The 19,365-nt window shown below is 61.8% G+C and carries 19 protein-coding genes and 3 riboswitches; of the genes, 13 read left to right on the forward strand and 6 right to left on the reverse strand.

Translation table 11 applies throughout. The features are described 5' to 3' along the window. Positions 1-61: 61 nt before the first annotated feature. The gene (locus tag ABS758_RS03705; RefSeq protein WP_113934322.1) at positions 62-667 is read right to left on the reverse strand and encodes a histidine phosphatase family protein; all 606 of its coding nucleotides are present in this window, start codon (positions 665-667) and stop codon (positions 62-64) included. 87 nt (positions 668-754) lie between these two features. After that, positions 755-820: riboswitch (Fluoride riboswitch) on the reverse strand. An 84-nt stretch (positions 821-904) separates the two neighbouring features. Between ABS758_RS03705 and ABS758_RS03710 the strand changes: the two genes are divergently transcribed. The 9 genes from ABS758_RS03710 to ppa all read left to right on the forward strand — a co-directional run bounded on the left by ABS758_RS03710 (position 905) and on the right by ppa (position 11,711). Continuing rightward, positions 905-1,525, forward strand: coding sequence for a CYTH domain-containing protein (locus tag ABS758_RS03710; protein ID WP_113934323.1), 621 nt, complete (start codon positions 905-907; stop codon positions 1,523-1,525). Between the two features lie 25 nt (positions 1,526-1,550). Then, a riboswitch (Fluoride riboswitch) is annotated at positions 1,551-1,613 on the forward strand. Between the two features lie 121 nt (positions 1,614-1,734). Further along, the gene (gene gltA / locus ABS758_RS03715) at positions 1,735-3,042 is read left to right on the forward strand and encodes a citrate synthase (RefSeq protein WP_113934324.1); all 1,308 of its coding nucleotides are present in this window, start codon (positions 1,735-1,737) and stop codon (positions 3,040-3,042) included. Between the two features lie 454 nt (positions 3,043-3,496). Next, positions 3,497-3,568, forward strand: a riboswitch (Fluoride riboswitch). Between the two features lie 35 nt (positions 3,569-3,603). Continuing rightward, positions 3,604-4,566 carry a respiratory chain complex I subunit 1 family protein gene (locus ABS758_RS03720; protein WP_113934325.1) on the forward strand — a complete coding sequence of 321 codons (963 nt, stop codon included), beginning with the start codon at positions 3,604-3,606 and terminating at the stop codon, positions 4,564-4,566. After that, on the forward strand, positions 4,566-5,234 hold the full coding sequence (locus ABS758_RS03725; RefSeq protein WP_113934326.1) for a hypothetical protein: 669 nt from the start codon (positions 4,566-4,568) through the stop codon (positions 5,232-5,234). Before ABS758_RS03720 ends, ABS758_RS03725 begins: the two co-directional genes overlap by 1 nt. Beyond that, positions 5,234-6,688 (forward strand): proton-conducting transporter transmembrane domain-containing protein, encoded by a 1,455-nt coding sequence (locus ABS758_RS03730; protein WP_113934327.1) that lies wholly within the window; start codon positions 5,234-5,236, stop codon positions 6,686-6,688. The genes ABS758_RS03725 and ABS758_RS03730 overlap by 1 nt, the downstream gene beginning before the upstream one ends. Beyond that, positions 6,685-8,262, forward strand: a complete 1,578-nt coding sequence (locus tag ABS758_RS03735; RefSeq protein WP_113934328.1) for a hydrogenase large subunit — start codon at positions 6,685-6,687, stop codon at positions 8,260-8,262. Before ABS758_RS03730 ends, ABS758_RS03735 begins: the two co-directional genes overlap by 4 nt. After that, on the forward strand, positions 8,262-8,960 hold the full coding sequence (locus tag ABS758_RS03740; protein WP_113934329.1) for an NADH-quinone oxidoreductase subunit B family protein: 699 nt from the start codon (positions 8,262-8,264) through the stop codon (positions 8,958-8,960). Before ABS758_RS03735 ends, ABS758_RS03740 begins: the two co-directional genes overlap by 1 nt. Further along, entirely contained in the window at positions 8,957-11,074 is a 2,118-nt protein-coding gene (locus ABS758_RS03745) for a proton-conducting transporter transmembrane domain-containing protein (RefSeq protein ID WP_113934330.1), read from the forward strand. The genes ABS758_RS03740 and ABS758_RS03745 overlap by 4 nt, the downstream gene beginning before the upstream one ends. A gap of 91 nt (positions 11,075-11,165) precedes the next feature. Further along, entirely contained in the window at positions 11,166-11,711 is a 546-nt protein-coding gene (gene ppa / locus ABS758_RS03750) for an inorganic diphosphatase (protein WP_113934331.1), read from the forward strand. A 30-nt stretch (positions 11,712-11,741) separates the two neighbouring features. Here the strand turns inward: ppa and mobH are convergent, their stop codons facing one another. Further along, complete coding sequence (gene mobH, locus ABS758_RS03755; RefSeq protein WP_113934332.1) at positions 11,742-13,586, reverse strand: MobH family relaxase; 1,845 nt, start codon at positions 13,584-13,586, stop codon at positions 11,742-11,744. A 184-nt stretch (positions 13,587-13,770) separates the two neighbouring features. Beyond that, positions 13,771-14,415 carry a LysR substrate-binding domain-containing protein gene (locus ABS758_RS03760; RefSeq protein WP_170139942.1) on the reverse strand — a complete coding sequence of 215 codons (645 nt, stop codon included), beginning with the start codon at positions 14,413-14,415 and terminating at the stop codon, positions 13,771-13,773. A 181-nt stretch (positions 14,416-14,596) separates the two neighbouring features. Between ABS758_RS03760 and ABS758_RS03765 the strand changes: the two genes are divergently transcribed. The 4 genes from ABS758_RS03765 to ABS758_RS03780 all read left to right on the forward strand — a co-directional run bounded on the left by ABS758_RS03765 (position 14,597) and on the right by ABS758_RS03780 (position 16,060). Further along, positions 14,597-14,881: a helix-turn-helix domain-containing protein gene (locus ABS758_RS03765; RefSeq protein WP_242341887.1), complete on the forward strand. Its 285-nt coding sequence runs from the start codon at positions 14,597-14,599 to the stop codon at positions 14,879-14,881. Between the two features lie 108 nt (positions 14,882-14,989). Beyond that, positions 14,990-15,250: an AbrB/MazE/SpoVT family DNA-binding domain-containing protein gene (locus ABS758_RS03770; protein ID WP_113934334.1), complete on the forward strand. Its 261-nt coding sequence runs from the start codon at positions 14,990-14,992 to the stop codon at positions 15,248-15,250. Next, positions 15,243-15,677: a type II toxin-antitoxin system VapC family toxin gene (locus ABS758_RS03775; protein WP_211317262.1), complete on the forward strand. Its 435-nt coding sequence runs from the start codon at positions 15,243-15,245 to the stop codon at positions 15,675-15,677. Before ABS758_RS03770 ends, ABS758_RS03775 begins: the two co-directional genes overlap by 8 nt. Positions 15,678-15,703: 26 nt before the next feature. Further along, the gene (locus tag ABS758_RS03780) at positions 15,704-16,060 is read left to right on the forward strand and encodes a DUF3742 family protein (protein ID WP_113934336.1); all 357 of its coding nucleotides are present in this window, start codon (positions 15,704-15,706) and stop codon (positions 16,058-16,060) included. A 17-nt stretch (positions 16,061-16,077) separates the two neighbouring features. Here the strand turns inward: ABS758_RS03780 and ABS758_RS03785 are convergent, their stop codons facing one another. Genes ABS758_RS03785 through ABS758_RS03795 form a run of 3 tightly spaced genes read right to left on the reverse strand, consistent with a single transcriptional unit; the run spans position 16,078 to position 19,337 of the window. Further along, positions 16,078-17,595 carry a conjugal transfer protein TraG N-terminal domain-containing protein gene (locus ABS758_RS03785; protein WP_113934337.1) on the reverse strand — a complete coding sequence of 506 codons (1,518 nt, stop codon included), beginning with the start codon at positions 17,593-17,595 and terminating at the stop codon, positions 16,078-16,080. Between the two features lie 15 nt (positions 17,596-17,610). After that, a complete protein-coding gene (locus ABS758_RS03790; RefSeq protein WP_113934411.1) occupies positions 17,611-17,958 on the reverse strand; it encodes a hypothetical protein in 348 nt (115 codons plus the stop codon). Positions 17,959-17,963: 5 nt separating this feature from the next. Further along, positions 17,964-19,337 carry an integrating conjugative element protein gene (locus ABS758_RS03795; RefSeq protein WP_113934338.1) on the reverse strand — a complete coding sequence of 458 codons (1,374 nt, stop codon included), beginning with the start codon at positions 19,335-19,337 and terminating at the stop codon, positions 17,964-17,966. Positions 19,338-19,365 lie beyond the last annotated feature (28 nt).

The following is a 19,365-nucleotide window of genomic DNA, read 5'->3' on the forward strand; positions in this document are numbered from 1 at the left end:
CAACCCTCGACCCGGCATGTACCACGCCTCCGGGCAGCTCCCCGCAATCGGCCGATGCCGGTCAAGGATGCTGGTGGTCTTGGGGTACCGCATTGAGCACGGCCAATACCCATCGATGCCCATTCCAATCGAGGCGATTCCAGCATCCATTGTCTTGATGTATCCGACCCGCCTTTCCTTTGAGCTCGTTGACCAGGCCCGTCAACAGCACTCGATTCGTTGCATCGTGGCCGACCATGGCGAAAGCCGGACCAGTCGAGGTCTCCAGCATGGACCAGAACGCACGCATCACACGCCCGCACAGCGTATCCCAGGGCTCTACGCCCGGCGCGGCATCCACGGATCCGAACTGCTGCAATACGGCTGCCCGCGACGCGCCCGTCCACCGGCCATAATCCCTGTCATTCAGGTCGTCGTCCATCTCGACGGGCACACCCGCCGCACACGCTATGGGTCGCGCCGTGTCCAGTGCTCGGCGCAGCGGGCTGGACACTACACGAGACAACATCACACCGGCGAATATCCTGCCAAGTGCTTCGGCTTGCTCGTAACCAAGGTCGGTGAGTTCCGGATCGGCGTGACCTCGCAGACGATCATCGCGGTTGTAAGCCGTCTGGCCGTGCCGAATAAGATACAGTTTTGTAACGCGCTGGTGGCTGACGCTCATGGTCTGACTCCCTGCCCAGTCACCCCGCACACGCTGCACAAATGGCGGCAGTGGGGGGCATTGCCCTAGACTTTCGTTCTCAGGAACGATCTCTCAGGAGTCATCGGCCTCAGTACGAGGCGGTTCCAGGTGAACCCCACCACCCACCGCGCCATTACATCATGTTTCGTCCCGGCGTGCACATCCAGGCCACGGGTATCGCGTAAACTCGACACGCCATCGGAAAGGACAATCTCCATGCACAAAGAAATAGAACGGAAATTCCTGGTCCTGCGTACAGATTTCCTCGGATCTCCCGAAATACCGCGCAAGCATTTCGAGCAGGCCTATCTTCTGCCAGAGGCCCTTCATTATGAATTCAATCGCGAGGATGCTGAATACAAGCTGGACATTTTCTTGAATGGGGAATTTGCCCGCTTGATGCTGTCATTGCGTGTATCGGCCGAAGACCGGATGGCGCTCGATCAGATTCTGTTCTCAGATGATGGCACGCCAAAAGTAAAACCACGCATCCGCATCCTTGACGGCGAAGAGGCAGTGCTCACCCTCAAGGGTAAAGCCTGCGGATTGTCCAGAGACGAGTTCGAGGTTCCCCTACCGCTGGAAATGGCAAAGTTGGCCATCAGGCAGGCAAAATCCAGCTTGCAAAAAACCAGATACTTCGTGCCCATTGGTACCCGGACCTTCGAAGTCGACGTCTACGAGGGCCCGCTGCAAGGCCTTGCAACCGCGGAGGTCGAATTCTCGGAAAGCGAAAATCCCATGGATCTGACACTGCCCGACTGGGTGGGGCGCGACGTGAGCGAGGAGATAGAATATTCCAATGCATGGCTGGCCGAATTCGGGTCTTGTCATTGACATAGGCTTCGTGTATTCTGCTGCTGCAGCACCCGGAGATGACATCCTCCTGAACCGCCACAGTCTGGCTGATGATGTCTGGCACTACCTGGATCGGCCCCTTGACACCAGCGGGAGCGACTTCAGGAAAGGTGGCCACCGGGGCTTCGTTTTGCTTCATCGCGCGGTTCTCCGGCGGTCCTCCATAGCTGGAACATCTGAGGATCGACATGGATTTCAAGCAGCCTGCTACGGCAACCCTCAACTTTCCCGATTCGTCTCAAGCCATCGTGCTGCCTGTCTACAAAGGTACTCGGGGCCCGGACGTCATCGACATCCGAAAACTCTACAGCCAAACCGGCATGTTCACCTACGACCCGGGGTTCATGTCAACCGCCTCCTGCAAATCGGACATCACATTCATAGACGGCGATAGGGGTGAGCTGGCATACCGCGGCTACTCCATCGAAGACCTCGCGCAAAACGCGGATTTCCTGGAAACCTGCTACCTGCTGCTCAACGGAGAACTCCCCAATACGCAGCAAAAGGCAGAGTTCGTCCGTACGGTCACGATGCACACGATGGTGCAAGAGCAAATGCATGCCTTCTTCAGGGGATTCCGGCGGGATGCTCACCCGATGGCAATCCTCGTGGCAGCTGTCGGGGCACTGTCGGCCTTCTATCACGACTCGCTGGATATCAACAATCCCCGGCATCGCGAGATATCGGCCATCCGCATGATCGCCAAGCTGCCCACTTTGGTGGCAATGGCCTACAAATATAGCCTGGGGCAGCCGTTCGTCTACCCGCGCAACGACCTGTCGTATAGCGCGAACTTCATGCACATGATGTTCTCGACGCCCTGTGAACCCTACGTCGGAAATGAGGTCCTGGTGCGGGCGCTCGACCGTATCCTGATACTGCACGCGGATCACGAACAGAACGCCTCGACCTCGACGGTTCGTCTGGCGGGGTCGTCGGGCGCCAACCCATTTGCCTGCATCGCGGCGGGAATCGCCTGCCTGTGGGGCCCCGCGCACGGGGGAGCGAACGAGGCTGCGCTCAACATGCTGGAGCAAATCGGCTCTGCCGATCACATCGGGGAGTTCATCAAACGCGTGAAGGACAAGGATTCCGGCGTAAAGCTGATGGGGTTTGGTCACCGCGTGTACAAGAACTACGACCCGCGTGCCAAGCTGATGCGGCAGACGTGCCACGAAGTACTGAACGAACTGGGCCTGTATAACGATCCACTGTTCAAGCTGGCGATGGCGCTGGAACGGATTGCGCTGGAGGACGAATATTTCGTGTCGCGCAAACTGTATCCGAACGTCGATTTCTATTCGGGCATCGTGCAGCGCGCACTGGGGATTCCAAAATCCATGTTCACATGCATCTTCGCAGCTGCAAGGACAATCGGCTGGATCGCGCAGTGGAACGAAATGATCGCGGATCCGGAACAAAAAATAGGGCGCCCACGGCAGCTCTATACGGGCGAAGCACGCCACCAACTGATACCAATCGCAGAGCGTGCCTGAGCGGGACCACATTCGGATTCTCTGCTTAACTTCTAAAGGCGAGGTCATTCATATGAGGCTATTCAAGATGCAGGACGTTCTCCACAGAATCTTGGCTGTCGCAAAAATGGCGATGCACGGTCGAGAACGAAATCGCCAGATCATCATCACCCCTCGTTGGGATAGCAGATTCGAATACAAGGGTCTGCGAGGATCCCCAGCTGTCGCCAAGCGACGTAGCACACACCATCGGTACTAGAACCAGCGGGTGCCACGGGCGGCCGAGTGCTGCCCCTTCTCAAGGCAGCCCAAACCGAGACACCGGCAGCCTGAAGACAGACTGATCCGATTGACCAGAAAGTCATCTCGCAAGAGATACATGCACCGCTGAAGTTGGCACTATGGTTTCGGGCTGATCTTCAACGGTGCATTTTCCGTCCCGGACTCTTGACACTGGCACCGCATGTAGTATGCTCATTCGTAAGGCGATGGGGTTCGCCACGGCGCTGGCCGGAACTGCCGCAAGGCTGATGACTCCTGACGATTCGAACAACAAGAAGTCAGAAACCGTCAGGAAGCCATATGCAGCCGCTCGCCCGGTTCATTGCTATCAATCTGATCCAGATTGCCTTTTTGCTGGCCTTCGCGCCATTGCTTGAAGGCGTCTTGGCGCGCCTGGAAGAAATCATCCAGGGCAAGCATGGGCCCAGCATCTTCCAGCCGTATTACGATCTCTGGAAACTCTTTGGCAAAGACGAGATCGTCTCCAGGGAAAGCACCTGGATATTCCGCTTTGCCCCGATCGTCCATTTTGCAATGCCGATCTTCGTGGTGATGCTGATTCCGGCACTCACCGACTATCCCCTGTTTCTCGCCTTCGCGGGCGACATGATCGCCGTCGGATTCCTGTTTTCGGCCAGCGGCTTTTTCGTAGCGCTGGCCGCCATGGACACGGGCAACGTCTACGGGCCCATTGGCGCAAGCCGCACGCGCATGGTCGGGTTCCTCGCCGAACCCGTCTACATGGTGGCGTTCTTCGCGCTGTCCTTCGTGGCCAATTCCACCATCCCTTACACCGTGAACGCCAGCTGGGCGCTGTCCTGGGCCAGCATGCTGCAGCCCGCGCACCTGCTGGTATTCGTCGCCTTCCTGCTGCTGGTGCTGGCCGACGAAAAGCGGCTGCCGGTCGACAACCCCGGCGGCAAGGCCGAAACCGCCATGATCGGGCACTCCAACAACCTGGAATATTCGGGCACGGGCGCGGCACTCATGAAATGGGGCAGCGCGATGAAATTCATGGCGGTGCTGATCGTGTTCCTGAACGTCATCCTCACGCCCTGGGGGCTGGCGGCCACGCCGCACTGGGGCGACGTGCTCATGGCGATCCCCAAGGTGCTGGGCAAGATGCTCATATTCCTCATCGTGCTCGCCGTGATCGAGACCACGCTTGCCAAGCTGCGGCTGTTTCGCATCAGCGAATTCCTGGCCTCGGCCTTCGTCATCTGCATCTTTGCCATGGGCGTGCGCCTGGTGGGGGTAGGCTGATGGATACCGCAATTGCCCTGAACGGCTTCATCGCGGCGCTGTTCGTGCTCTTCAGCCTGGGCGTCATCGTCCAGCGCCAGATGCTGAGCACCCTGTACCTGTTCATGCTGCACGCCGTGGCGTTGACCGCATCCGCCATCGTCCTTGGATTCGCCCTGGGCAGCGTGCACCTGTTCTGGGTCGCCGCCATTACCTTCACGACCAAAGTGATTGCCGTGCCCCTGGTGCTGCGCTATTCCGCCGGCAGCGAAATCTATGAACGCCGCGAGGTGGACCAGGTTCTCACCATTCCCACCTCGGTGCTCATTGCCGCGGTGCTCGCCCTCATCGCCTGGATCGTGGCGCAGCCGCTGGTGCAAGCGATCACGGATCGCCCCTTTGCCGCCATGAATCTGCCCACCGGGCTCATCGCCGTGTTCTTTGGCGCCTTCACGGTGGCCGTGCGCCGCGAGGCGGTGGCGCAGCTCATGGGCATCCTCGTCATGGAAAGCGGCGCGTTCTTTGCCTCGATCGCCATCGTCAACGAGCTTTCCATCATCGCCGAAGTCGCCGCCGCCGTGGACGTCCCGATCGCCGCGCTCGTGATCGGCCTGCTGATCCGCAGCATCCACCATGTGACGGGCATGACCCGCGTGGGGCTGCTGGCCGAGCTCAAGGAGCGGCGGTGATGCTGACCTGGATCCTGCTCGTTCCGGCCATTGCCGCGGCGGTCACTCTGTCCAGCCGCCGGGCGGCGCCCTCGATCACGCTGGCGACGTCCCTCATCGTATTCATTCTTTCGTGGGCCGCTGCTGCACAAGTGGAACAAGGCACAGTGCTGCAATCCTTCTACGGCGGCCTCACGCTCGACGCCTTCTCGGCGGTGTATCTCGTGCTGGTGGCCTTCGTCGGGGTGACGGCCGCCCTGTATTCGATCGGCTACCTCCCCGCGCATTACTCAGAGCAGGAAGGAGCGTCGCCCCGCTATCGGGCGTACTGGCCGCTCTACAACCTGTTCATGATGTCCATGCTGGCCGTGCCGCTGCTGGCCAACCTCGCGGTCGTCTGGATCGCCATCGAACTTACCACGGTATTTTCGGCCTTCCTGGTCGCGTACGAAGACCGCACGACAGCGCTCGAAGCGGCGTGGAAGTACGTCGCGCTCACCAGCATGGGGGCCATGATCGCGCTCTTTGGCGTGCTGGTGCTGTACTACGCCGTGCACGATGCCGGCCAGCCCGTGACCTGGCCCGGACTCATCGCGGCGGCACCGTACCTGAAGCCCGCCCTGCTGTCGGTGAGCTTCGTGCTCTGGCTGGTGGGCTTCGGCACCAAGGCCGGGCTGGTGCCCATGCACACCTGGCTGCCCGATGCGCACAGCCAGGCGCCCGCCTCAATCTGCGGCCTGCTCTCGGGCGTGGAGGTGAGCGGCGCCCTCTACATGCTGCTGCGCATCCACCCCGCACTGCTGCGCAACCCCGGTGTTCTGCATCCGCAGGCCTGGTACCTGGTCGCCGGCCTGTTGAGTGTCGCAGCCGCCGCCTTTCTGCTCCTGCAGGTGCACGACTTCAAGCGCCTGTTCGCCTACTCGACCATCGAACACATGGGCGTGATCCTCACCGCCTGCGGGCTGGGCGCCAACGCGCACGAGCTGGGCACCGTGTACCAGTTCTTCGCCCACGCCTTCACCAAGTCGTTCTGCTTCTATGTGGCAGGGCTCGCCACCATCGTCTACGGCACCCAGGAAATCGCCGCCGTGCGCGGACTGCTGCACCGCTCTCCGGTCGTCGGCTGGGCGCTGCTGCTGGGGGGCCTCGCCATCGCCGGTGCACCTCCCTTTGCGCTGTTCATATCCGAATTCCAGATCGTGGCCACCGGCTTCGCCGCGGGCGAGTATGTGGCGACCGGCCTGCTCACGGCGCTGCTGGTGCTGGCCTTCGTGGCAATCCTGTACCAGATCGGCCGCATCGTCTTCGGCGAGCCGGCTCCAACCGAGGCCGAAGCGCACGCCAAGCTGCCTGCAACCAGCCTGGCGGCCGTCGGCATCGCCTTCGTCCCGATGTTCGTATTCGGTTTCTATGTGCCGCCGCCGCTGCTGTCTCTCTTGCGGCAGGCTGCAACGCTGCTGGGAGGTACGGCATGAGTACGCGCACGGAACTGCTGGCCAGGCTGCGCACGCAGCTGCCCAAGGCGGGCATCTGGGATGCCGGGCCCTGGATAGAACTGCGCCCGCCGCTGGCGGCATTGCGGAAGATCGCGGCCGCCCTGGTTGCAAACTTCGGATGCGAATTCGCCACGCTGGTCACGGAGGCTCGTGACGCCGACGACTCGTACATGCTGCTCTATTTCTTCTACCAGCCGCAGGACAGCATCCTGATCGCGATCCGGCTGGCTGCAGGAGCCGATACCCTGGTGCCCGCCATCGGCTCGCAGGTGCATGCGGCTGCATGGCACGAACGGGAGACCGAGGATCTGTTCGGCATTTCGTTCGAAGGCCACCCCTTCCTGGGCGACTACGTCCTGCACGACGCCCTCTGGCCCGAGCGCCTGGCCCCCATGCGCCGCTACTTCGATGCGCGCCTGCGCGTGGCGGGATCGGGCGCCGGCGCGGCCTGGCAGCCCCGGCGCATCCTGCAGCAGGAAGGGGCCATCACCTTCCCGGTGGGGCCGATCTGGGCGGACTACAACGAAGCCGGCTTGTGGCTGCTGGAGACTCCGGGCGAGCAGATCCTGGGTGGCCTGACCCGCTTGTTCTACAAATACCGCGCTGTGGAGAAGATCGCCGAGGGCCTGGTGCCGGATCAGGCGCTGCTGCTGGCCGAACGCTTCAGCGGCAGCGCCGCGTTCGCCCACGCATACGCCTTCTGCCGCGCGCTGGAAACCCTTGCCCATTGCCAGGTACCGCCGCGCGCCCACGTCCTGCGCGCGGTATTCGCCGAGCTGGAGCGCATCCGCTACCATGCCGCCACGATCGCGGAACTTGCCGGCTCCACCTCGCTTGCGGTCGGCAAATCCATGTCGCAGGAACTCGAAGAACAGGTCTTGCGCCTGTCCGGGCAGCTGTGCGGACACCGCTATCTGTTCGGGGTCTGCATCCCGGGCGGACTGGCGCAGTCCCCCGATGCCGGCGCGCTTGCCGCGCTGGGCACGGGGATCGCGGATGCAGCCGACGAATTCGCCCGGCTGGAGCGGCTTTTCGTGCACACGTCCAGCTACCTGGACCGCATCGAGGAGATGGGCACGCTGCGCCCGGAGGTCGCCGACCTGTACGGCGTGGTCGGCCCGGTGGCACGCGCCTCGGGGCGCACGGTGGATCTGCGCCGCGCGCTTCCCTATGGGATTTACAAGACGCGCGCCCCCGAGATCCCGCGCGAGACGGAGGGTGACGGCTACGCCCGGCTGCGCGTGTATTTTGCCGAAATCCGCGCGAGCATGGCGCTCATCCAAACCCTGCTCACGCAGCTGCCCGACGGCCCGGTTGCCACCAGCTGCCCGCCCACCGCAGGCGCGGCGCTGGGCTGGACCGAGGCCCCCGCGGGCGGCACCTTCCATTGGCTGCGCCTGGACGAGAACGGGCGAGTCCGCCGCTGGCGTATCGCGCCGCCGGGGTTCCGCAACTGGCACGCCTTTCACCGGGCCCTGGAAGGCGCCGCCTTCCAGGATTTCCACATCATCATGGCGAGCTTCGGCTTGTCGGTCGCGGAGAGTGACCGCTGATGGCCAACTGGACACTGACCAGCCTCGCACGCGGCATCCGCACCCTGCACTGGCCGCGCAACGCCGATCTGCCGCCAGGGGCGGTACCGGTGCGGCTGCACGGCCTGGCCGCCGCGCCGGCATGGGGCGAGAACGACGCATCCTGGGTGCTGCGCACGGAAGGCTCGCGCGGCCCGCTGCCGGCCCGGTTCCGCCATTCGGTGCACTTTCGCTTCGTGGACGCCGGCGCTGACGGCGCACTCATCGGCGAAGTACGGCTGCTCGACGCGCCGCCCTACAACCTGCACCGCTTCGGCATCTTCGTCACTGCCAGCCCACGCGCTGCCGACGTGCTGCTAGTGGGCGGCCCGGTCACCGAAGCCATGCGCGGGCCGCTGCTGAAGGCCTACGAGGCCATGCCCGATCCCAAGCGGGTCGTGGCGATCGGCGACGAAGCGATCGATGGCGGGGTCTTCGGCAAGAGCTTCACCAGCGCGGGCGGCGTGGCGGAAGTCATCCCCGTGGATTTCATCGTACCAGGCTGCCCGCCGCCGCCTGCCGCCATCATCCAGGGCTTGCGGGCCGCCGCCGGGCAATACGAAGCCGCCGCCCCTGAAATCAACGGGGTGCAAGACGGCGCATCCGCAACGGTGTCGGCTGGGGCAACGTCGCCGGCATCCCCGGCACCGGCTCGCAGGCCCTCTGGAGACAAGCCATGAACGTGCTCGTCTGGGCGTATCCCGTGCTGATTCTCACGCTGCTCGCACTGGCGGCCCCCGGCCGCCGCTCGCAGCGGGCAGGCTTTCTCATCGGCCATTGGGTGACCTGTGCGCTGGTGGCCACCGCCGCCGTGCCGATCCTGGCCACTGGAGCCGTCGCATCGAGCAGCGCCGCTCACTTGGCCATCCTGCCAGGCTTTGGCTTCACGCTCGATCCGCTGCGCGCCTTCTTTCTCCTCATCGCGGCAAGCGTATACGCCCTGTCGGTGACGCTGGTGGCGCGTGATTCACAGCGCTTCGCATCCGCCCGTGCGCGTCTCATCCTCGCCTTCACCACCCTGCTGTTCGCGGGCATGATCACGGTGCTCGTCGCCGCAGGCATCACCAGCCTCATCTTCGCCTGGGAGATCATGTCGCTGTCGCTGGTGGCCCTGGTGTTCCTGGGGGGCGACTCCGCGCATGCCGTACGGGCCGGATTCCTCACCCTGGTGCTGTCCGAAGCCGGAGCGCTGGCGGCGCTCGCCGGCCTGCTGCTGCTCGGGAACGCCGCCGGGACCTGGTCGCTTGCCGGCATCGCCGAAGCCGCCGCGCACATGCCGCCCGGCATCGCCTGGGCCGGGTTTCTGCTCACGTTCTTCGGCTTCGGCGTGAAGACCGGCATCCTGCCCGTCAACATCTGGATGGGAGACGGCTACGCAGCAGCCCCGCGCGGGGTGCTGCCCATCTTCTCAGGCGCCACGCTGAACCTGGGCGTACTGACGCTATGGGTGATCGACGGGCCGCTCGCCATGCACCATCCCGCCATCGCGCTGGTGATGCTCGCCACGGGAGCGCTCACGGCGATCCTGGGCATCATCTACGCCCTGGCCACCCACAGCCTGACACGGCTGCTGACGCAAAGCTCGATCGAAAACCTGGGCATCGTCGTCGCCGCCTCGGGCGCGGGCTTTGCCTTCTGCGCGCTGGGGCACCCCGTGCTGGGCAGCCTGTCGCTGGTCGCGGGCCTCTACCACATGCTCAATCATTCCAGCTACAAGACGCTGCTGTTCCTGGGGGCGGCTGCCATTGGCGAAGCCACGAACACGGACGACCTCAACCGGATGGGCGGCCTGATGCGACGCGTGCCCCTCTTCGGAACGCTGTTCCTCTTCGGCGCATTCGCGATCGCGTCGCTGCCGCCCCTTAACGGCTTCGTGAGCGAATGGCTGGTTCTGCAATCGCTGCTGCGCGTGGTCGAGCTGAGCTCGATTCCCGCGCGCATTGTCTTCGCGCTCTCCGGCGCGCTGCTGGCGCTGACAGCGGGCCTGGCCGTGACCTGCTTCGTCATGCTGCCGGCATCGGCCCTGCTCGGGCTGCCTCGTTCGAACGCAGCCGCGCATGTACGGCGCATGCCCAGGAGCGCCACGATCCCAATGGGCATCCTGCTGGCCGCGTGCCTCGCGCTGGGCATACTGGCAACGGGGGTGATCCCGCTGCTGGGTCGGTTGGTGGGATCGTTGACCGGAGCCGACGCGACCGGCGATCTGGTGCCGGCTTTCCTGCACGGCACACCGGACTTGGCGGCAGGCCTGGTGGATGATCTCACCCAGCTTGGTGTGCAGATCGGACGTGGACTGATACCCCTGCGCGGCCTCGTTATCCTGCATTCGGGCGGCGCCGACACCCCGGTGGTGTACGCCATGTCGACGACATTCATGTTCATCGTGCTCGCCCTGCTGCTGTTCCTGACGTGGCTGCTGGCACGCAAGCTGCACGATCACCACCGCGTCATGCGGCGCACCTTGTGGGACGCGGGCCTGGTGCGGCTGCAACGCGAGATGACGTACACCGCCACTGCCTTTGCCGCACCCGTGCGCGTGATCTTCGACAAGATCCTGCGCCCCGTCGTGGCCGAGCGCGTGGAGCGCCAGGGCGCCTTCATCACGGCGCGCCACCGGGAAGGCGAACTGATCCACATCGTGGACCGCCTGACACTGCGCCCACTGGTGAAGGCAGGCACCTGGATTGCAGCGCAGCTCGCCCGCATGCACCACGGGCCAGTGACGCTGTACGCAGGCTATATCCTGGCTGTCCTGGCAGCCACCCTGCTGGCCGCAGCCGCGGGCCTGGATTGACCATGGAACACCATTCCCTGCAATACTGGCCCGTCTCCCCGAATCCCGGTCTTTCCGGATCTTCAACTTTCCAACGCAAGGAACTCCGTTCATGAGCTACAAAGACATTCCCGCAGGCAGCGACATCCCCGACCATATCAACGTCTACACCGAGATACCTGCCCACGGCCTGCCGATCAAATACGAGCTGAACAAAGCAAGTGGCGAGATTTTCGTGGACCGATTCCTGAGCACGTCCATGGCCTATCCCGCCAACTACGGCTTCATCCCGAACACGCTGAGCGAAGATGGCGACCCGCTGGACGCACTGGTCATCAGCCCGTACCCCGTGGCCCCCGGCGTCACCATCCCCAGTCGTACGATAGGTGTCATGCTCATGACGGACGAGCACGGCCCAGACGCCAAGATCATCGCCGTACCCGACGACACGATCAGCCAGCTGTACCGGGGTGTGCGATCCTGCGATGATCTGCCTCCGGCCCTGCTGGATGAAATCAGCCACTTCTTTGCCAACTACAAAACCCTGGAACCCGGCAAATGGGTCAAGGTGGAAGGTTGGGGGAGCCTGGAGCAGGCCAGGGCAGAAATCCTTAAATCGGCCGACGCACATGCACGAACGGGAACCCACGGGAATTGAAAACCCAGAGCATGAGCCTCCATGCCCACACTAGCACAATGAAAGATGGGGATTATTAGGCGGTGTGTCATGAAGCAATTTGGTATCTTTAAGCAAATAGCCGTATAACCGTCGAGATTTTCTCGGGCCTGTAACCAGGCAGGCCCAGACATTCAATCCGTTAGGCTGTTTGCGATGCAGCTGCATCTTCTCAAAACGCTTCTGCACCCACTGCCACCCCTGCTGATCCTCCTGCTTGGCTACCAGAGCGATCTCTGGGTATTCTTGGACATATCTCTGGAAAATACCCGGACTAACCATAAATACTGTGTTGTCAACTATATGCACTAGCGCTTTAGCATCGTTAATAATCAACCTGTGAGAGTTGATTCCCTCTCCCAGCCAGGACACAAAGCATTCACCCGGTGGAACCTGAGGTGGGTCGCATCTCTCCAAAGCAGTCGAAGCAGCCACTGCCAGGTTAGCTGGAACCGACGGTTTTATCGCAGACGCTTCCATTGGCGATGAGGCCAGACCTGGAGACTCTCCCATCAACGCCATAAGGTCCCCTACTACGTCCCCAGCCTCCAACTGCGTAATAGAGGCAGTGTCATGCACAGTGCTAAGTGCTTTAGAAGATTCTGTGGATGTTGCAATAGACACTGGAATGGGGCTGCTGCTGGCACATGTCGTAGACCCCGGAACAGAGCCTGCATCTGAACCAGGATTGTTAGCTTGGCTCGCACTCATTTCCTCCTCGACGGTACCGGCAAATGGCAACGGGCGCTCAGCGGGTTCCCAAATCAGAGATGGAGACAACCGCAACAAAGTAAAGGTATGGGTCCAACCGGTTGAACTAGTCACGGTTGCGCGCCAAATTGCCCTTCCGTCCGGCGTGGCCTGCAACAGGCGGTGATCCTGCAGCACATTGAACACTGCGGTGTTGTTCGCGGGTATGCCGTCGATACCCTGAGACAATAAGTGCGCTCGCAGCTTGTCCGATACCGTCTTGCTTACCAACCATAGCGAATCCTCGGTGAGCCAGCCATCAGACGCTTCAGGCTGATTCAGCTTCAGTTCTTCCTTGAGCAGGTAGCGCAACCCGTCCACCAGCTTGCGTTGCAGCGCGTGCTTAGGCGCAGTCATGGCGCGCGTCGGATCGCCGCCAAGCTCTTGGGCGACGGAAGCGCGGTCGGCCAGGATGACCAGCTCACCCAACGCCCCGGCATGCTCATACTGCCCAGCCAAGACATAGAGCAGCGCCCCCCATAACTCGGAGTGACCGCTGAGCCAGTCAAGGACTTCCCGGTCGATCACCTGACGGTAGAGTAGGCCTGTCGCGGCGCTGTGCAGGCGATACTCGCGGCCATCGCAGTAGCGGAATCGGTAGGGCTCTCGCAGCGGGCCGTGCCATGGATGCCAGGTGCTGCCATTGGCAAGCTCCACATGCAAATCGACAGCGATTTTCCCAATGTCGTGCAGCAGTGCGGCGTAGGCAACAGCAGCGGTCCACGCTTCGGACTGAACCGCCTGGTCCTCGGGGCTCGCGCCAGCGGGCAGCAAATGGGATTGACGCAGCTTGAGCGCATAGGCCACGATCTCCAGCCCGTGATCCAGCATGCCGCCCGGGTAGGCGTGGTGGTGGCTCTCCGAGGCCGGGAACCGCTGGACTAGTTCGGCGTAGCGCTCCAATGGCACGCGGTACAGGGTGACGAACTGCCTGCGCGAAAGAGAAGTGCGCTGCCAGATGTATTCCAGCAACTTCTGACGGCGAGACGTAGCCAACAATGATGTGGCCGACTCGGGCTGTAGCAACCCTTTTGTAAAAACGGTGGCTGGCACTGGCGACAGAACGGCCCTGGCCAGAGCCCGTTTTCGCTGAAATAGACGGAGCATGTAGGTGTCCTGATAACCGGCTAACCTGAGGCCTTTTGGCCCTTTCGAGATAGGGCCTTTCCCCTTGCACCCATTCCCTTGCCTTTGCCTCTCTGACCCTTTAGCCTTTACGACGGCTTCTGGTATAGGACGGATAGAGAGAGACGCGCCACCATCAATACGGTACGGGGTGCATCCGGCAAGCTCACCTCCTCAGCCACTCCGTTTCGCCAATCGCGCGAGCGCGCTTGATGAGCCGCCTCACTGCAGGCGAAGGCTCCGTCTGGCGCAAAACAAGATGAGTATGTACGGGAATGGGCTCACCCGCCAAGGGGCGCATGACGATGCCCATAGGCTGCAAAGCGACGATGCGAGACATAGCGCCGAAACCAATACCGTAACCGGCCGCAACCAGCAAAGCCATCATGTCAAAGGAGCGCACCCACTCTTGGGAAGGTGGCTTGATCTGCGGACACACCAACAGACGTTCGACCTGCTGACTGACTACCGCATGGTCTTCCATATCCATTAGCACCAATGGGTATTGAGCAGCCTGGGCGATAGGAATTTTGGAAAAGGCCAGCAAGGGGGATCGTACTGACACAGCTGCCGCCAGCACATCCTCCCACAGTACAGCTATTTCCAGAGAACTGATCCGCTTTCGGCCGTCCAGGGACAGCCCGGCACAGTAGCGGCCATCTTCAACACCCCGCAGCTGATTTTCGACCGTGGTCTCCACCAGTCGTACAGGCGTTTCGGGCTCCTCGGCCCGCTGCCAAGCCAATAGAGCCGCCAGTGGCGGCATCAACGCACCTGAGGAGACAGCGATTTGTAACGGTTCAGGAATCATAATCGCGGGCGGAGGGACTCTCTGAAAACCCGAATTCACCCGGAACTTGCTAAGCAGGTTAGGGGAGTCCCTGACCAACATTCCATCGATCTATCTGTTTGCCTTCGTCTGCATGAGCCAGCAGAGATGCCTCTCATTGTACCTGTTTTGGGTACAGGCACCGTGTACCGATAAAAGGTACATGGTGAATCGAACCATTTATTCTCCTGAAATGCGGACGTTAACCACCTGGTTGCGCGAACAGCGTGAGCGCCAGGGGTTGACCATGCGCACCTTGGCCGATCGCTTGGGCAAGCCGCACTCCTTCGTCCAGAAGGTGGAGCAAGGGGAACGCCGACTAGATGTTGTCGAATACCTCTGGTATTGCTCCGCACTTGGTGCACCTCCGAAAGATGGCATCGACCTGATTTCGAACCTCCACATCTCCCTTTCCCTGCAGGAAACCCGCTCTCACAATAAGCGTTGAACCTCCAGAAACCCACCGGCTAAAGCCGCACACACTTGGAGCATTTACGTCGGTTGCCCGTTAAGATAGAATTCCAAGTAAGAATTCTTACCTTACAGGAACGCAACCATGCAAGTCACTGAGAAAGGCCAAATCACGATCCCTAAGCGCCTGCGTGACGCTGTTGGTATCCTGCCCGGCAGCCAGGTGTCCTTCGTGCTGGACGGTGGAAAAATCATCATCCAGAAGGCTGGCACGGGAACGAACGACCGTCGAGCGGCACTCCGTGCGGCGGCGGCCAAAGTGCGCACAAGCCTGGATCAGCCATTCAGGCAAATGGACAGCGAGGCCATCATGGCGTTTTTGCGTCCGGATGACGAACATGCTTGATCTGTCCAAGTACGACGGCTCGGCGGGGTTTCTGGTCGACACCAACATATGGATAGACTGCATGGATCCAGAAAGCCACTGGCACGAGTGGTCCGTGGACCAGATCCAGCAATGCAGCGAACAGGCGCCCCTGCACATCAATCTGGTGATCTACACCGAGTTGCTGATCCCAGGCCCGGATATCGAAGCGCTGGATGTGATGCTCGACGTCTACGGCACGCTGCGCAGCCCCCTGCCATGGTCCTGTGCAGGGCTGGCGGCAAAAGCGTATTTGAACTACCGTCGAGGTGGCGGCACACGCCTTGTTCCGCTGCCCGATTTCTACATCGGCGCCCATGCCGCGGCAGCTAATCTGAGCGTGCTCAGCCGCGACGTGCGGCCTTACCGAAACTATTTCCCGCGCTTGCATTGCATCGGCCCAAGTTAGAGGCAAGAAGACAGCAGGTGACGACCATGGACACAACAACCCGTATCAGCACTGCAGAACGCTTCGGCCGACTCCTCGGCCTCGGCTGGCGCGCCTACGCGCGCGGCGAGTTGCAGGTGTCAAAGCGGCTGGCATCTCAAGGAGTGCCAATAACGGGAGCTGTCGCGCTGCTGTGGTTGGTCAAGCTAACCGCGCTGGGATTGCTGCTCTATGCAGCTTTTTGGCTTGCTATGCTGGTTGTGTTTCTTGTCGCAGGAGCCTGGGTTGCGCGAAATGCAGAGTGGGATGAGCCCGAAACGGAATGGCGTACTGGACCTGCCGGATTTGGCTTGTATCGAGGCGATATACGTATCGACGTCGGAGACCCCTACGAAGAAGACTAGGGGCACCCACGAAATGCTTATCTAAGAGACTTTGATACCGTTCCAGGGCCTTTGCCGCCTGCTGACTTTGCTCCATCCGTAGAGGACGTCATCATCTGCACGAAATTTCCGGCTCGCACGCCGACCCACCCAAGTGCTGCGATCCAAAACCCAGGCAATACGACGAACATTGTTCCTATAACAAAGTTCAATAACATATCCCCAAAACTGTTGTTCAGCCCCATCAGGGGATTGAAATTCGAAACCGGGCGGTTCCAGCCGAACCCCCAGCCATAGAGCGCATCAAGGATCGTACTGTCGATCCAACGGGCGAGCTGAAACCAGAAGTCCACGAAAAAGAGCGCAAACTGCACGATGCTGACAGTGATGACTGTCTTCAAATCGTAAGTGCCCACGACCAGCACGAGCGGAATGCAGATGACAAGCGCCATCTTGAGCAGCGCTAACACCATGGGCAATGCCTGCCTCACCACGTCCATGGCCGGAAACGCCGCCAGTCCCCCGACCGCCATTCCCACGTCGCCTGCGGCGCGCGTCACGACGTTCGGTACGCTTTTATCGACCTGGCCACCATAGTCGGTGTAGATAGAACCCCGGTTGAGCTTCTGCTGCTGCGGCGAGGCGATCGTCCGGATCACGGAATCGTCCACCTCGGCCCGGCTCAAGAATCCAGCCCAACCCGCCAGCCGCGTGAGTAGGTTCGGGTTCACCTGGCCGAGCAGCCGTGCCCGCAGTCCGTCGCCACCATCGGCCCACCACTGCCTGCAAGTCGGATAGCCACCGCCACCGGGGCTCTGTGCGAGCCCCGCATCCCGGTCACTGTCGTAAGGCCAATCCTCACGCGGCGTGCTGGATCGATGGCTATCGTAGTAGCCGGCCGTGTCGGTGAAAAAGTGCGAACCGATCCAGCTCACATCGTGCATCTGCGCCTCATCAAGCTGCGGGCGCTGCATGAACAGCTTGGCACGAGCCGGCCCGTAGCAGTCGTGCGTGAAGTCTGCCACCTCCTGGGCAAGCACGGGATTATCGATGCGTGTCGCGTCGATCTCCATCCTCATTTGCCGCAGATCAGTACCGCAGGGGATCGCTGCAACCGAGGCACCCGTGACGGCTCGCGAGAGTGCATGCATGAAGGCCCACCAGACGGGCAGTTTCGCCGACTGGTTATTGAGCGTGCTGAAAGACTGCGACCAGCCCGTCTCGGCAGGTTGAGGTACGCTGACCTGACACTGGGCGGAGCGCGAACCATCATACTGAATGGTGTTCAGATCTACGTCGATGAACGGTATGCCGGCGAACATCACGACCACAATAGCAACGAACACCCGGTTCTCGATGCGCGCAGCCGAGAGCGCCCCCTTGTTGCCCTCATCGGCCCCTTCGGTACGGGCCCTGAGCCACTCCTGAAGAATGATCGCCAGGAAGGGTAGCGCGAATACCCCGCTGGATACCAGCACCGCCCAAATGCCATTGTTGACGACCCAGGACACCAGCGTCAGGTAATACTCCAGGTAGTCGGTCGTGAAAAGCGTCATGGCCCGAATTTCCCGTCAATCCTGCATCAACAGGCTGGCTTCCAGCGCTACGATGGCGACAATACCGGCGATCTCGCTGCGCACCAGACGACGCCGTGCCTGCGCGTCGGCCTCGCACGCCAGCAGCCGACGACGCATCCAGGCCCAGCCATAGGCCGTAGCGGTGTACAGGCACAGTCGCCACACCAGGAAGTAGCCCGAAGTAGCTGCGAGCCACCGCTTCCAGCCGGCCACGCCGCCAACGAGATGGATGCCGACCATGTTCGCGACTGCGGCGGCAGCGGCGAGCACCACCGTCCAAAGCAGCACCCTCGCCACCCGCCGGCCGAACAACCACCGTGGGCGCCGCCAACTGACGCTCACCGGGTTCACGGGTTGCCTCCGGAATTGCCCTTCTGCAACTGGTCAAGGCGGTCGGGCACCGGATCACCTTCGTAGACTCCACGAGAACCGGCGGCGCGCGTGCCGTGACGTTGGATGATGGCCATGGGCGAGTTGTTCGCCAGCTCGCGCCGCAATTCCAGTTCGGTCTTGAGGTTGCGGATCTCGCGATCAAGCGTGTCGCTCTCCCGGTTCACGGCATCGACTGCAAGTTCGTTGGCCGCCACGTTGGGCTCCTTCTTGCCAGTCAGCAGGGTTCGCTGAAGCAGCAACGCTTTCTCCAGGACGGAGGACAACGCAACTTCGGAGGCTAGGCGCCGCGACAGCAGATCTTGGTCGGGTTCGTCGCGCAGGGCTTCGACAACCCCACGCGTAATCGGCAAGGAAGAACTGCCCGCCTCGCGCAAGTTCTGGAACGTCGTTTTGCGTGAGCCGGAGACCAGCTCTTGCAAAACATCGAGCTTTGCCTCGTATTCCTCCTGGATCAGTGGCGTCAACCCTACGCCGGGCACCGTCTCGGTCTTGGTGCAGGAATCGCATGTGCGCTGTTCCTTCTCACCCAGAACCCGCGTGGCCCACTCCTCGGCTGCCTGCGGCGAGCTCCAAGTCTGGCAAGACAGGCTCGCGCAATTGGCGGGCGAGATGGTGGACGTATCGGCCACGCCTCGACCATTGACCAAGTTGTAGCCCGCACGAGTCACGTCACCTACTACCCGGATCGCGGGCTGGCCCGTGCCACCGGCATTGCCGCCACCCACCCAGGGGACGCCATCATTGCCTCGACGCGTCTCAGCCTGCTCGACAGCCGAGACGGCGTCCGCGCTCCCAACCGAGTCCCGTAGTGCCATGCCTTCGGCCATCTGGCTCCATCCGAGTTGGCCGCCAGCCATGTCGGCCATCTTCTCGGCCATGGCACGACACGTCAGCTTGGAGCGGTCAAAATCCAGCCGTGCTTGCAGCACACCGTTTGTGAGCAGGTTGTAAAGGCCGGGATCGGCGCGCTGGATGATGAGCGCGGGCAGCGAGGCTACGGCGCTGGTGGCGTTCTGGATCACGTTGCTCATGATCTGCTGAAAGCCGTTGGTGATGCCGTTCAGTTGATTGCGCAGCGTCGTCGTGATGCTCATGTCGCCGCAGATCAAATTGCTGTTCCAGCCTGCGCCGACTCCGATCGAGCGCATGCCGGCCGCCCGGCCCATGGAGACCGCACTGCCGCCGCCAACCGAGTACATCACCTCATCGCCGATGACGGAACCACCGGTCTGATAGCCGGTCTGCGCCCACGCCAAGCCGCCCGCCATGAATACCCCGGCCAGAGCCGCCGTGCGCATCAGGCGACACGTCCCAGTCGAGAGATTCATCCGTCCACAAAACTTAATCATTGCAACC

The sequence above is a fragment of the Castellaniella sp. FW104-7C03 genome (genome assembly GCF_040276085.1).
In the GTDB taxonomy this organism is placed as follows: Bacteria; Pseudomonadota; Gammaproteobacteria; order Burkholderiales; family Burkholderiaceae_B; genus Castellaniella.

What these genes read in the sequence shown, in the direction of transcription:
- ABS758_RS03745 (WP_113934330.1), top strand. Translation starts at nt 8,957, where the DNA reads ATGAACGTGCTCGTCTGGGCGTATCCCGTGCTGATTCTCACGCTGCTC.
- ABS758_RS03725 (WP_113934326.1), top strand. Translation starts at nt 4,566, where the DNA reads ATGGATACCGCAATTGCCCTGAACGGCTTCATCGCGGCGCTGTTCGTG.
- ABS758_RS03765 (WP_242341887.1), top strand. Translation starts at nt 14,597, where the DNA reads ATGGTGAATCGAACCATTTATTCTCCTGAAATGCGGACGTTAACCACC.
- ABS758_RS03795 (WP_113934338.1), bottom strand. Translation starts at nt 19,337, where the DNA reads ATGAATCTCTCGACTGGGACGTGTCGCCTGATGCGCACGGCGGCTCTG.
- gltA (WP_113934324.1), top strand. Translation starts at nt 1,735, where the DNA reads ATGGATTTCAAGCAGCCTGCTACGGCAACCCTCAACTTTCCCGATTCG.
- ABS758_RS03735 (WP_113934328.1), top strand. Translation starts at nt 6,685, where the DNA reads ATGAGTACGCGCACGGAACTGCTGGCCAGGCTGCGCACGCAGCTGCCC.
- ABS758_RS03780 (WP_113934336.1), top strand. Translation starts at nt 15,704, where the DNA reads ATGGACACAACAACCCGTATCAGCACTGCAGAACGCTTCGGCCGACTC.
- ppa (WP_113934331.1), top strand. Translation starts at nt 11,166, where the DNA reads ATGAGCTACAAAGACATTCCCGCAGGCAGCGACATCCCCGACCATATC.
- ABS758_RS03730 (WP_113934327.1), top strand. Translation starts at nt 5,234, where the DNA reads ATGCTGACCTGGATCCTGCTCGTTCCGGCCATTGCCGCGGCGGTCACT.
- ABS758_RS03760 (WP_170139942.1), bottom strand. Translation starts at nt 14,415, where the DNA reads ATGATTCCTGAACCGTTACAAATCGCTGTCTCCTCAGGTGCGTTGATG.
- ABS758_RS03710 (WP_113934323.1), top strand. Translation starts at nt 905, where the DNA reads ATGCACAAAGAAATAGAACGGAAATTCCTGGTCCTGCGTACAGATTTC.
- ABS758_RS03785 (WP_113934337.1), bottom strand. Translation starts at nt 17,595, where the DNA reads ATGACGCTTTTCACGACCGACTACCTGGAGTATTACCTGACGCTGGTG.
- ABS758_RS03740 (WP_113934329.1), top strand. Translation starts at nt 8,262, where the DNA reads ATGGCCAACTGGACACTGACCAGCCTCGCACGCGGCATCCGCACCCTG.
- ABS758_RS03720 (WP_113934325.1), top strand. Translation starts at nt 3,604, where the DNA reads ATGCAGCCGCTCGCCCGGTTCATTGCTATCAATCTGATCCAGATTGCC.
- ABS758_RS03770 (WP_113934334.1), top strand. Translation starts at nt 14,990, where the DNA reads ATGCAAGTCACTGAGAAAGGCCAAATCACGATCCCTAAGCGCCTGCGT.
- mobH (WP_113934332.1), bottom strand. Translation starts at nt 13,586, where the DNA reads ATGCTCCGTCTATTTCAGCGAAAACGGGCTCTGGCCAGGGCCGTTCTG.
- ABS758_RS03775 (WP_211317262.1), top strand. Translation starts at nt 15,243, where the DNA reads ATGCTTGATCTGTCCAAGTACGACGGCTCGGCGGGGTTTCTGGTCGAC.
- ABS758_RS03705 (WP_113934322.1), bottom strand. Translation starts at nt 667, where the DNA reads ATGAGCGTCAGCCACCAGCGCGTTACAAAACTGTATCTTATTCGGCAC.